Raw genomic sequence first — 12,867 nt, 5'->3', positions numbered from 1 at the left:
ATGACTCCCACCCTCACCACCGTCCCCTACCGACTCGAGCGCGTCGGCATCGTGATGGAGCCCCTGCCGGGCGACCAGCTCGAGGCCGAGGGGGTGCTCAACCCGGGCAGCGGTCGCGGCCCGGACGGCGAGCTGTACCTGCTGCCCCGCATGGTCGCGACCGGCAACGTCTCGCGGATCGGGCTCGCCCGCGTGCTCGTCGAGAACGGCGTGCCCGTCGGCGTCGAGCGGCAGGGGGTCGTGCTGGCGCCCGACCGCGGGTTCGAGCGCGGTGCCGCGAACGCCGGAGTCGAGGACCCGCGCGTCACGTGGATCGAGGCCCTCGGCCTGCACGTCATGACGTACGTGGCGTACGGGCCGCTGGGTCCGCGGACGGCGCTCGCCGTGTCGGAGGACCTGCGCGACTGGCGCCGGCTCGGCCCCGTGACCTTCGCGTACGACGACGCGCTCGACATCGACCTCGGGCTGTTCCACAACAAGGACACCGTGTTCTTCCCCGAGATCGTGACGGCGCCCGACGGCACGCGGTCCTTCGCCGTGCTGCACCGGCCCATGTGGGACCTCGGCGAGACCAAGCCGGGGGAGGGCGTCCGCCTGCCCGCCGGCACCGAGGATCCGCGCCAGAGCATCTGGATCAGCTACGTCCCGGTCGCCGAGGTGGACCGCGACCTGGCGAACCTCACGCGGTGGACCCGGCACCGGTTCCTCGCGGGGCCCGAGTTCCCCTTCGAGGAGCTGAAGGTCGGAGGCGGCCCCGTGCCGCTGCGCGTGCCCGAGGGCTGGCTGCTGATCCACCACGGGGTGACCGGAGTGATCGACAGCGCGTTCTCGCAGCAGCAGAACGTCAACTACGCGGCCGGAGCGATCCTGCTCGACGGCGACGACCCCTCGCGCGTGATCGCGCGCACGAGCGAGCCGCTGCTCGAGGCCGAGACGGAGGACGAGCGCTCGGGCATCGTGCCCAACGTCGTCTTCCCGACGGCGATCGAGGAGATCGACGGGCAGCACTACGTCTTCTACGGCATGGCCGACTCGAGGATCGGCGCGGCGCGTCTGGTGCGGACGGACGGATGAGGGCGGTGTTCGCGCCCTAGCTCGGGCGCCTCGCCTCCTGCTGATCGAGTAGCCCGCGGAGCGGGCGTATCGAGATCCCCGTCTCCGGGCGGTGGTGGGTCTCGATACGCCCCTGCGGGGCTACTCGACCAGCAAGCAGTCCGACCGCCGCCTCGCCCCTTGCCGATCGAGTAGCCCGCGGAGCGGGCGTGTCGAGATCCACCGCTTCTGGAGTACGTGGGTCTCGATACGCCGCTGGGCGGCTACTCGACCAGCAAGCATCCGACCGCCGCCTCATCCCTGCTGATCGAGTAGCCCGCGGAGCGGGCGTATCGAGATCCCCCACGACCAGAAGCACCACCCACCCCCACACATCGGAGAGTTCAATGACGAACGCCAGAACCCGGACGGCGGCGGCACTCGCCGCCACCGCCCTCGTCGCCGGGGGCCTCACCCTCGGCGCGGCCCCCGCGCACGCGGCGGCCCCCCTCGCGAACACCGCGCACCTCGACTTCCTGCTCGACACCGCCACTCCGACTCCGGAGCCCGGCCACACGACCTACCGCCTCGCCGAGGAGCCCGAGCTGGTGATGCCGTGGACGTACGCCGATGCTCGCGACGGCGGCACGTTCGAGCGCGTCGGCGGCGGTCCCCTCGATGCCGCGACCGGCGACTGGGGGCAGGGCGCCTTCAACACCGACGACATCTCCCGGGCCGCCGTCGCCTACCTGCGGCACTGGCAGCAGACCGGATCGACGGCCAGCCGCGAGAACGCCTACGAGACCCTGCGCGCCCTCGCCTACTTCCAGACCACGGTGGGTGACGACGCCGGCAACGTGGTGCTCTGGATGCAGCCCGACGGCGAGCTCAACGCGAGCGCCGAGCCGGTCGAGCTGCCCGATCCGAGCGACTCCGAGGACAGCTACTGGCTCGCCCGCACCCTCTGGGCGCTCGGCGAGGGCTACGCGGCCTTCGAGGACGACGACCCGGAGTTCGCCGCGTTCCTGCAGGAGCGTCTCCGCCTCGGCGTCGCCGCGGTCGACCGCGAGGTGCTCGGCCGCTTCGGCCAGTACCAGAAGGCCGACGGCGTCGACGTGCCCGCCTGGCTGATCGTCGACGGGGCGGACGCGACCGCCGAGGCGCTGCTGGGCCTCTCGGCGTACGTCGAGGCCGTGCCCGACGACTCCGCGGTGCGCGACAGCACCGCGAAGCTCGCCGAGGGCGTGGCGGCGCTCGCGCGCACGACGACGGACGCCGACACCACGTCGTGGCCGTACGGTGCGATCCTGCCGTGGGCGAAGTCGCGCTCGCTCTGGCACTCCTGGGCGTCGCAGATGCCCGCGGCGCTCGCCGAGTCCTCCGTCGCACTGGGCGACGCCTCGCTTCTCGAGCCTGCCGTCGTCGAGGGCTCCCGCTTCGCGCCGGAGCTGCTGACCTCGGGCGGCCCCGACAACGGCCGCTACCCGAGCCCGACCGAGACGGTGCAGATCGCCTACGGAGCGGATTCGCGGCTGCAGAACTCGCTCGCCCTCGCCGACGCGACCGGGTCGAGCGCCTACACCGACCTCGCCGGCGTGCAGGGCGCCTGGTTCTTCGGCCTCAACCGGAGCGGCACCGCGGTCTACGATCCGGCGACGGGCATCACCTTCGACGGCGTGCAGGCCGACGGCAGCGTGAACCGCAACAGCGGCGCCGAGAGCACCATCCACGGCCTCCTCGCCATGATCGCGCTCGACGACCGACCCGAGCTGGCCGACCGGGCGCGGTCGGTCGCGACCCAGGTGAGCCGCGAGGGACTCGAGGTCGTCGAGGCCGAGACGGCGCGCGGCGGCACGGTCGTCACTCCGGAATCGAGCTGGACGGGGGAGTCGTCGTGGAGCGGCTCGTACCTGTCGCTGACGAACTGGCGCCGCGCGGCGACGATCGGCCTCGGCTCCTCCATCCAGGAGCGCGTGATCGAGCCGGTGCTCTGGCAGGTCGAGAAGGGCACGGCGACGACTCCGCGGAGTGCCTGGAACACGGGACGCCGTCCGCTGGACCTGCTGACGAGCACCGTCGGCGCGCAGGGCATCACCGAGGCGTCGGGAGCCCTGCTCCCGCAGAAGCTGCGCCGCACGGTGCCCGCGAGCGCGACCACGATCGACGTGCGCGGGCTGACCGGTGAGACGAAGCTGGACGCGCTGCTGGTGCGCCCCGTGGTGTCGCGCCTCGTGCTCGAGGGCGACGGCGGACGCACGGAGCTGCTGCGGAACTCGACCGTGACGGCGCGCTCGACGACGCTCGAAGGCTCGGGGACGCTGCGCGTCTACTCGGCCGACGGCGTGCTCGTGAGCGAGTCCGCGGCGGCTGCCGGCGCCTCCGTGGAGCTGCGGGCTCAGGGCTTCGCGGTGCTGATCGGCTGACGCCCGACCGTTCGTGACGGATCGGCGGGCGCGTGTCCGTCCATCCGTCACGAACGGTCGGGTCTCCGTCCATCTGTCACGAACGATCGGGTCTCCCGCGTCGATCCGTCGCGAACGGCCGCTCGGATCGCTCGGAGGCGACCGTCCGTGACGGATCGACCAGGGGTGTTCACTCCTGGTGCCGGTGCCGCGTGGACGGGGGTTCCTGTGCAGACGCCGACGCAGAACCTCGGCCACGAGTGCCGCTCGCGCACGATCGTCGCTGAGCACCGCTCTCGGCCGAGGTTCTGCGCCGCACCCCTCCGCAGGACGCGACCCGCCGGAATTCCCGACCCGCAGTCGGCTTCACGACGGTGACCGGACCGTTATGAGAGCGCTCTCTCGAAACTCTTGACCTCTCTGCGGAAGTGTTCGTACACTCGCCCTACACCTCGTGAGAGCGCTCTCACGGACGCAGCAGTCACGCGTGAGAGCGCTCCCCGGCGTGCCCATCCCATCACGAAGGAGTGACCGTGCTCGCATCACGACGCGCCAGGATCGCCGCAGCGATCTCCGGCGCCGCAACCCTCGCCCTCGTCGTCACCGGATGCTCGTCATCCGGATCCGACGCCGCAGAGGGCGAGAACATCGAACTGACCGTCACCACGTTCAACGCGATGGGGTTCGACGACCTCTACGCGGAGTACGAGGAGGCGAACCCCGGGATCACCATCGTCCCGAACAACATCGACACCGGCGGCAACGCCCGCACCGACGCCTTCACCAAGCTCGCAGCGGGCTCGGGCCTCGCCGACGTCCTCGCGATCGAGGAGGGCTGGCTCGGCCAGATCATGGAGGTCTCGGACCAGTTCGTGGACCTCCGCGACCACGGCATCGAGGACCGCAAGGCCGACTGGGTCGACTGGAAGTACGAGCAGGCGACCGACCCCGACGGACGCGTCATCGGCTACGGCACCGACATCGGCCCCGAGGGCCTCTGCTACAGCACCGCCGCCTTCGAGGCCGCCGGACTCCCCACCGATCGCGAGTCCGTCGCCGAGCTTCTCGGCGGCGCGGACGCGACCTGGGACGACTACTTCGCCGCGGGGAAGCAGTACAACGACGCGACCGGCAAGGCCTGGTTCGACCACTCCGGATTCGTCTGGAACGCCATGGTCAACCAGCTGCCCGAGGGGTACTACACCGCCGACGGCGAGCTCAACATCGAGGGCAACCCCGAGCTCGAGGAGCGCTGGGGCCAGCTGACCGACGCCGCGGCCTCCGGCCTCTCGGCCGGTCAGAAGGCCTGGGACTGGAACAAGGGCAAGTCGTTCACCGACCAGACCTTCGCCACCTTCGTCTGCCCCGCGTGGATGTTCGGCACCCTCAAGGGCGGCGTGGAGGCCGGAGGCGGCGACCCCGCGAGCACCGGCTGGGACTTCGCGGACGTCTTCCCCGGCGGCGCGGCCAACTGGGGCGGCTCCTTCCTCTCGGTCCCGACGCAGTCGGAGCATCCGGCGGAAGCCGCGGCCCTCGCCTCGTGGCTGAGCGAGCCCGAGCAGCAGATCAAGGCGTTCGAGGCGGCCGGTCCGTTCCCGAGCACCCTCGCCGCTCAGGAGGAGCTCGCCTCCGCCGCTGAGCCGGACCCGGCGCTGAACGACTCGCCCACCGGTGCGATCCTCGCGAAGCGCGCCGAGGGCGTCGTCGCCCAGTACAAGGGACCCGACGACTCGCTCATCCAGGAGAACGTCTTCGGCCCCGTGCTGCAGAAGGTCGACCGCGGTGAGCTCGACGGCGACGCCGCCTGGGCCGAGGCGCTGAAGCTCCTCGGCGAGCTCGTCGACTGACGCGCCTCTCCCACCCCTCCCTCCCGACTGGCTCCCACCCGGCGGCACCGTTCCGCCGGGTGGGAGCCCCTCCCTCCGAGGAAAGCGATCGCGCCATGACGAGCACACTGACCCCGCCGGCGACGGCAACACCGCCCAGGGGCGGGCGGCCCGCCGCGCCCCGCGTCCCCCTGACCTTCCGCCAGCGGCTCGGCCGCTTCGATGTGAAGGCCTCTCCGTACCTCTACATCTCGCCGTTCTTCCTGCTCTTCGCGATCACCGGCGCGTTCCCCCTCGTCTACACGCTCGTCGTCTCGCTCTACGACTGGGAGCTGCTGCAGGGCCAGGGCGACTTCGTCGGACTCGGCAACTTCGCGGCCGTGCTCGGCGACCGGTTCTTCTGGAACTCGATCGTCAACACCGTCAGCATCTTCCTGCTGTCCACGATCCCCCAGCTGCTCGTCGCGCTCCTCCTGGCGGCCGCTCTCGACCAGTCGCTGCGCGCCAGGACCTTCTGGCGGATGAGCGTGCTGCTGCCCTACATCGTGTCCCCGGTCGCCGTGGCGCTCATCTTCTCGAGCGTCTTCAGCGAGCAGGACGGCCTGGCCAACAACCTCCTCGGCCTGATCGGCGTCCCCCAGATCGACTGGATCAACGACCGCCTGGCCAGCCACGTCGCCATCGCCTCGATGGTCAACTGGCGCTGGACCGGCTACAACGCCCTGATCCTCCTGGCCGCGATGCAGGCCGTGCCCCGCGATCTGCACGAGTCGGCCGCGATCGACGGAGCCGGCGCGTTCCGCCGCTTCGTCTCGATCACGATCCCGAACATCCGCCCGACCCTGATCTTCGTCGTCATCACGGCGACCATCGGCGGACTGCAGATCTTCGCCGAGCCGCGCCTCTTCGACGTGTCGAACGCGGGCGGCATCGGCGGCTCGGACCGCCAGTTCCAGACCACCGTCCTCTACCTCTGGGAGATGGCGTTCTTCCGCGGCAACTTCGGCGAGGCGGCCGCGATCGCGTGGCTGCTGTTCCTCCTGATCGTGCTGATCGGGCTGGTGAACTTCGCGGTCTCGCGGAGGATCGCCTCGGTCGAGAACCGGGTGCTCGGCAAGCGGGCGCAGCGCAAGGCCGCGGCCGTGCTGGCGTCGTCGGCCGACCGCGCCGACGAGATCGCCGCGACCGACCCCCTCCTGTCCTCCACCGGCCTCGGCCAGAAAGCGAGCGAGCGATGACCGCCCCCGCCCCCGCCCGATCAGCCGCGTTCCCGGTCCGCCGCCCCGTCGAGGGGGAGGCCGCCGCGAAGGAGCCGCGTCGCCGCCGGAAGGGCGCCGGCCGGGTCGACCGCCCCGGCTTCCTCGTCTACGGACTGCTCAGCGCGTTCATCCTCGGCTCGACCTACCCGCTCTGGTGGTCGTTCGTGGTCGCGAGCGGCACCAACGCCACCCGCAGCGAGACGCTGCCGATGGTGCCGGGCGGCAACTTCCTCGCCAACGCGGCGAAGGTGTTCGACGCCCTCCCGTTCTGGACGGCGCTGCTGAACAGCATCATCGTCTCGGGCGTCATCACCGTCTCGGTCGTGACGTTCTCGACGCTGGCCGGCTACGCCTTCGCGAAGCTGAGGTTCCGCGGACGCGACGGGCTGATGATCACGGTCGTGGCGACGATGGCGATCCCGACGCAGCTGGGCATCATCCCGCTGTTCATCCTGATGCGCCAGCTCGGCTGGACCGGCGAGCTGGGGGCGGTCATCGTGCCGACCCTCGTCACCGCGTTCGGCGTGTTCTTCATGCGCCAGTACCTGATCGACGTGATCCCGGACGAGCTGATCGAGGCGGCCCGGATGGACGGGGCGAACCAGTTCCGCACGTTCCTGACCGTGGCGGTCCCCGCCGCCCGTCCGGCCATGGCGATCCTTGCGCTGTTCACGTTCATGATGGCGTGGACGGACTTCCTCTGGCCGCTGATCGTGCTGAACCCGACGAACCCGACCCTGCAGACGGCGCTCGCGCAGCTGCAGTCCGGCTACTACATCGACTACTCGATCGTGCTCACCGGAGCCGTGATGTCGATCGTTCCGCTGCTCGTGCTCTTCGTGCTCGCCGGACGCCAGCTGATTGCCGGCATCATGAGCGGCGCGGTCAAGGGATAGAGGGGCGCCGAGCGGCGTCGCGGCTCCACTACCCTCGGAGCACTGAACCGAGAGGCCCCCCATGAGTCCCGACACCGCCTCCGCCGCCCCGACGCTCGAAGAGGTCGCCGCCCGTGCCGGCGTCTCGCGCTCCACGGTCAGCCGCGTCGTCAACAACTCCCCGCGGGTGAAGGACGACGCGGCCCAGGCCGTGCGCAAGGCGATCGAGGAGCTCGGCTACGTGCCGAACCGCGCCGCCCGCTCGCTCGCCAGCCGCAAGACCGAGGTCATCGCGCTCGTGGTGCCGGAGTCGACCGCCAAGGTGTTCGCGGATCCGTTCTTCGCCTCGGTGGTGCAGGGGGCGGCGCTCCGGCTCGCCGACACCGCGTACACGCTGAACATCGTCATCGCGTCGGAGGCGGCGCCCGAGAAGACACGGCGCTACCTCCTCGGCGGCAACGTCGACGGGGCGCTCGTCGTCTCGCACCACAGCGGCGACCACTCCTACGCACGGCTCGGCACGAGCCTCCCCGTGGTCTTCGGCGGCCGGCCGCTCAGCGATGAGGGCCAGGGGAGCTACTTCGTCGACGTCGACAACATCGCCTCGGCGCGCGCGATCACCGAGCACCTGCTCGGCCTGGGCCGGCGCGAGCCCGCCATGATCGCGAGCCGTCAGGACATGCCCGCCGCCGTCGACCGCCTGCTCGGCTGGCGCGACGCGGTGCGCGAGGCCGGGCTCGACGACTCCCGCGTCGAGATCGGCGACTACTCGCCCGCCGACGGAGCCGCGGCGATGCACCGTCTGCTCGACTCCGGCCGCCCGATCGACGCGGTCTTCGCCTCCAACGACCAGATGGCGGCGGGAGCGCTGGGCGCCCTGCGCGAGCGCGGTTTCTCGGTGCCCGGCGACGTGGCGCTCGCCGGCTTCGACGGCGACTACTTCGCGCAGGCGGCCGACCCGCCCATCACCACGATGCGCCAGCCCTCGACCGAGCTCGGCTCGACGATGGCCGAGGTGCTGGTGCGGCTGCTCGCCGGTGAGACGGTCGAGCGCGTGACGATCATGCCGACGGAGCTGCTGGTCCGCGGGTCGACGGTCGCGGGGGCCTGAGGCTCCTCTGTTGATCGAGTAGCCCGCGGAGCGGGCGTATCGAGATCCGCGTGTCCCGGGGGGTCTCGATACGCGCCTGCGGTGCTCCTCGACCAGCCGGGGGCGGGCGAGTCGTCGCCGGGTGGGGCCTGCCGTCTCCGTGGGCTCCGTTTCGGGCCGACTCAGCGAGCCCTGGTGCGGCGAGTGGTCGCGAACCGGGCGCTGACGGAGGCGCAGGGCCCGATTCGCGCGCGTCTCGCTGATCGAGTAGCCGCACAGTGGCGTAGGGAGATCCGCGGGATCCGGACGCCCGGTCACTCCACCAGCGTGTACACGCTCGACGGGCGCCCCGTGGAGTAGCGGAGCGTCCGCGCCGCGCGGCCCGACGCCACCAGGTGCTCGAGGTAGCGCCGCGCGCTCACCCGTGAGATGCCGACCGCGACGCTGACCTCGGTGGCCGACGCGTCCGCATCCGGACGCAGCGCCCCCTGCACGGAGGCGAGCGTCTCGGTGCTCAGCCCCTTCGGCAGCGCCTGCGCCCGCGCGCCCGAGGTGAAGAGCACGTCGATCTCGTCCTGGTGCAGCCCCGCCGCCCCCTCGAACAACCGCCGGTCGTGCGCCACCTCGTCCAGCCGGTTCCGCAGCGCCGTCGCGCTGAACGGCTTCACGAGGTAGTGGTGCACCCCGGCCGCTCGAGCCGCGCGCACGCTCTCCACATCCCGCACCGCCGTGACCGCGATGAAGTCGGGCTGCGGCCCCGCCGTCGCCCGCACCGCGCGCAGCACGTCGAGCCCCGAGAAGCCGGGCAGGTGGAAGTCGAGCAGCACCACGTCGGGGTGGTGCGCCTGGATCGCGGCGACGGCCGACGGTCCGTCTCCCGCCACCTCCCGCACCTCGAAGCCCGGATGCGCGGCGACGAAGCGCTCGTGCAGGGCGGCGATGGCGGAGTCGTCGTCGACGATGACGACCGACAGCGGGGCGGTCACGACACCCCCACGGCCACGGGCGGGAGGTGCAGGCGCGCGGTGAGACGCGCCCCTCCCCACTCCGACGCCCCGGCCGCGACCGCGCCCCGGTTGCGCTGCGCGACCCGGCGCACGAGCGCGAGGCCGATGCCGCGGCCGTGCACGCGCACCCCGGAATCGCGGCCGCCCTTGGACGACACGCCCTCCTCGAAGACCTGCTCGCGCTGCTCCGGCGGGATCCCCACTCCGTCGTCATCGACCTCGATGACGAGGTCGCCCGCGTCGATCGAGAACTGCACGCGCACGCGGTGCCCGGCCGAGCAGGCCTCGAGGGCGTTGTCCACGAGGTTGCCCACCACGGTGACGACGTCGTCGCGCAGGGTCGAGGGCAGGCGTCCGGCGAGGGACTCGGCCTCGGGAGTCGCGGAGACGGCGAGGTCGATCCGCAGCTCGCGCGCGTGGGCGCTCTTGACCATCAGCAGCGCCGTGAGCTCCGGATCCTCCATCAGCATCTCGGGCGCGATCGCGCCGCCGACTCCGAGCGGCCCCCCGCTGCCGAGCCGCGCGATGAACGCGCGCGCCTCGTCGACGCAGTCGAGCTCCAGCAGCCCGGAGACGACGTGCATGGTGTTCGCGAACTCGTGGGCCTGAGCGCGCAGGCCGGCGGCGAGCGACTGCGCGCCGTCGGTGTCCTGCATCAGCTGGTGCAGCTCGGTGTGGTCGCGGAGCAGGAGGGTCGCGCCGACCGTGCGATCGCCGCGGCGGGTGCCGGTGCCGCGCGCGATCAGGATCCGCTCGCCCGCGAGGACCAGCCGGCCCTCGCGCTCGCCCGACTCGAGCACCTCGAGCAGCGACGGCTCGAGCACGTCGCGCGCCAGCGGAGGAGGCTGGGTCGGATCCGGGGACCAGCCCAGCAGCGCGGTCGCCGCGTCGTTGACCAGCACGATCCGCCCGCTCGCGTCGACCGTCACCACGCCCTCCGAGAGCCGGTGCAGCATCGTCTCCTGCTGCGTCACGAGCGACGCGATCTCCTCGGGCTCGAGGCGGAAGATCCGGCGGCGGATGATCGCGGTGACCCAGGCGGCCCCGAAGATCCCGAGCACCGCGGCCCCCGCCATGGCCCAGAGCAGCCAGCTCAGGTGCCCGAGGAAGTCCTTCCGCAGTGCCGACTCGAGGATCCCGACCGAGGCCGTGCCGATCACCTCGCCGTCGGAGCCGAACACCGGCACCTTGACCCGCCACGACTCCCCGAGCGTGCCGGTCTGCGTGCCGACGAAGGTCTGCCCGGCGAGCGGCACCGACGGGTCGGTCGAGACGCGCTCGCCGATCCGCTCGGTGTCGGGATGCGAGAAGCGCACGCCCGTGCGGTCGGTCACGACGACGTAGGTGACGTCCGACGCCTCCCGGATCACCTCGGCGATCGGCTGGATCACGATCGAGGGGTCCTCGTCGTCGAAGGCCTCGGTGATCGCCGGCAGGTTCGCGACCGAGCGCGCGACGCCGGTCATGCGGTCGAGGTAGGAGGAGCGCAGCGAGCGCTCCTGCAGCGATCCGGCGACGAGTCCGGTCGCGACGACGGCGACGGCGACGATCAGCGCCTGCAGGAGCAGGAGCTGTACCCGAAGCGACATTGCCCGAACCACCCGCCCATCATGACGCGCCACGGGACGTGCCGCGTCGCTCCGCGACCGGATCGAGACCCGCGGCTCCCGACCAATAGTTACGAAAGCCCGCTCTTAGTTACCGAAGCCGCGGCCGACTCGTCCGCGTCATTAGGTTCTGTCTCGCGCGCCGCAGCGGCGCATCCACCCGATCTCGCACTCGGGAGTTCTCAAAGGAGAGAAAGAACCATGCGATCCAAGCCCTTCCTCGTCGTGCTCGCCGCCTCGACCCTCGCCCTCACCGCCTGCTCGTCCGGAGGCACCGAGACCGCCTCGGAGCCCGCCGCCGGCGGTGCCGTCGAGTCGCTCCAGATCATCGTCCCCGCCGACCCGGGCGGCGGCTGGGACCAGACCGGCCGCGCCATGTCGCAGCTCCTGACCGCCGAGAAGCTCGTCGGCTCGGCCCCCGTCACCAACGTCGGCGGTGCGGGCGGCACCGTCGGCCTCGCGTCCCTCGCCAACGAGAAGGACCCCAACACGCTGATGGTCACCGGCCTCGTCATGGTGGGCGCGGTCGAGACCAACGCCGCCGACGTGCGGATGGAGGACACCACTCCGATCGCCCGCCTCACCGAGGAGTCGCTCGTCATCGTCGTGCCGGCCGACTCCGAGTACGAGACCCTCGAGGACCTCGCCGACGACATCGTCGACAAGGGCCAGGAGATCACCGTCACCGGCGGCTCCGCGGGCGGCGCCGACCACATCCTCGCGGGCCTGCTCCTCGAGTCGGCCGGCCTGTCGGGCGACGAGATCGCCGAGAAGCTCAACTACATCCCGAACTCGGGCGGCGGCGAGGCCGTCTCGCTGATCCTCGGCAACAACGTGGGCGCCGGCATCTCCGGCGTGGGCGAGTTCCTCGAGCACATCGAGGCCGGCACTATGCGCGCCCTCGCCGTCTCGTCGGCCGAGCCCGTCGAATCGCTGCCGGACGTCGAGACCATGACCGAGGCCGGCTACGACGTGACCCTCACCAACTGGCGCGGCGTGCTGGCCCCCTCCGACATCACGGAGGAGGAGACCGCGGCCCTCACGGACCTCGTCACCGAGCTGCACGGCACCGAGGCGTGGACCGAGGAGCTCGCGACCCGCGGCTGGACCGACGCGTTCCTCACCGGCGACGAGTTCGGCGACTTCCTCGAGAGCGACATCACCGAGGTCGGCGCGACGCTGAAGAACATCGGGCTGGTCGACTGATGTCGACCTCCGCTCCTCCGGTGGCCCCGGGGACGGACGCGGCCCGCGCCGACCGGGGCCGCCTGATCGGCGAGCTGGTCTTCGCGGTGCTCGCCGTCGCGCTGGGGATCTTCGTCTTCGTCGGCGCGTTCTCGATCCGCGCTCCCGGCGCCGGCTCGCAGGTCGGCCCGCGGGTCTTCCCGTTCCTGGTCAGCGGCATCCTCACCTTCTCGGCGGTCATGGTGCTGATCGACGTCCTCCGCGGCCGCCTCGGCCCGCAGGAGGAGGGCGAGGACATCGACTCCACGGCGAAGACCGACTGGGTCACCCTCGGCAAGCTCGTCGCCTTCGTCATCGCGCACATCGTCCTCGTCGACCTGATCGGCTGGGCGCTCGCCGCGGCCGTGCTCTTCGGCGGAGTGGCGTGGTCGCTGGGCGCGAAGAAGTGGTGGGTCGCGATCCTCGTCGGCCTGGCGCTGGGCCTGGTCGTGCAGATCGTCTTCGGCGGTCTGCTCGGGCTCTCGCTGCCGCTGGGTCCGCTGCTGGGCTGGCTGCAGCCCGTCCTCGACGCGATCGGAGGCTGA

Annotated in this window: 10 protein-coding genes; 8 read left to right on the top strand and 2 right to left on the bottom strand. The window is 71.6% G+C overall.

The window, feature by feature from the left end; all coding sequences use genetic code 11:
* The 6 genes from IOC53_RS06930 (at window position 1) to IOC53_RS06905 (ending at window position 8,505) form a co-directional block, all read left to right on the top strand.
* The gene (locus tag IOC53_RS06930; RefSeq protein WP_207403731.1) at window positions 1-1,074 is read left to right on the top strand and encodes a glycosidase; all 1,074 of its coding nucleotides are present in this window, start codon (window positions 1-3) and stop codon (window positions 1,072-1,074) included.
* A gap of 365 nt (window positions 1,075-1,439) precedes the next feature.
* Entirely contained in the window at window positions 1,440-3,455 is a 2,016-nt protein-coding gene (locus tag IOC53_RS06925; protein WP_207403729.1) for a hypothetical protein, read from the top strand.
* 512 nt (window positions 3,456-3,967) lie between these two features.
* On the top strand, window positions 3,968-5,281 hold the full coding sequence (locus IOC53_RS06920) for an ABC transporter substrate-binding protein (RefSeq protein WP_207403727.1): 1,314 nt from the start codon (window positions 3,968-3,970) through the stop codon (window positions 5,279-5,281).
* A 95-nt stretch (window positions 5,282-5,376) separates the two neighbouring features.
* Complete coding sequence (locus IOC53_RS06915) at window positions 5,377-6,498, top strand: carbohydrate ABC transporter permease (RefSeq protein ID WP_207403725.1); 1,122 nt, start codon at window positions 5,377-5,379, stop codon at window positions 6,496-6,498.
* Window positions 6,495-7,415, top strand: coding sequence for a carbohydrate ABC transporter permease (locus IOC53_RS06910; RefSeq protein ID WP_207403723.1), 921 nt, complete (start codon window positions 6,495-6,497; stop codon window positions 7,413-7,415). Before IOC53_RS06915 ends, IOC53_RS06910 begins: the two co-directional genes overlap by 4 nt.
* Before the next feature lie 61 nt (window positions 7,416-7,476).
* Window positions 7,477-8,505: a LacI family DNA-binding transcriptional regulator gene (locus IOC53_RS06905; RefSeq protein ID WP_207403721.1), complete on the top strand. Its 1,029-nt coding sequence runs from the start codon at window positions 7,477-7,479 to the stop codon at window positions 8,503-8,505.
* Between the two features lie 293 nt (window positions 8,506-8,798).
* On the opposite strand, the gene IOC53_RS06900 is transcribed toward IOC53_RS06905, so the two are convergent.
* Entirely contained in the window at window positions 8,799-9,470 is a 672-nt protein-coding gene (locus IOC53_RS06900) for a response regulator (RefSeq protein ID WP_207403719.1), read from the bottom strand.
* Window positions 9,467-11,080: a sensor histidine kinase gene (locus IOC53_RS06895; RefSeq protein WP_207403716.1), complete on the bottom strand. Its 1,614-nt coding sequence runs from the start codon at window positions 11,078-11,080 to the stop codon at window positions 9,467-9,469. Before IOC53_RS06895 ends, IOC53_RS06900 begins: the two co-directional genes overlap by 4 nt.
* 219 nt (window positions 11,081-11,299) lie before the next feature.
* Between IOC53_RS06895 and IOC53_RS06890 the strand changes: the two genes are divergently transcribed.
* Window positions 11,300-12,304: a tripartite tricarboxylate transporter substrate binding protein gene (locus IOC53_RS06890; protein WP_207403714.1), complete on the top strand. Its 1,005-nt coding sequence runs from the start codon at window positions 11,300-11,302 to the stop codon at window positions 12,302-12,304.
* A 20-nt stretch (window positions 12,305-12,324) separates the two neighbouring features.
* Window positions 12,325-12,867 (top strand): tripartite tricarboxylate transporter TctB family protein, encoded by a 543-nt coding sequence (locus IOC53_RS06885; protein WP_307786091.1) that lies wholly within the window; start codon window positions 12,325-12,327, stop codon window positions 12,865-12,867.

Origin of the sequence: Rathayibacter sp. SD072, assembly GCF_017355185.1 — a bacterium.
Taxonomy (GTDB): Bacteria; Actinomycetota; Actinomycetes; order Actinomycetales; family Microbacteriaceae; genus Rathayibacter.
Note: the sequence above shows the minus strand (reverse complement) of the source record. Positions and strands in the feature narration are given on the sequence as shown.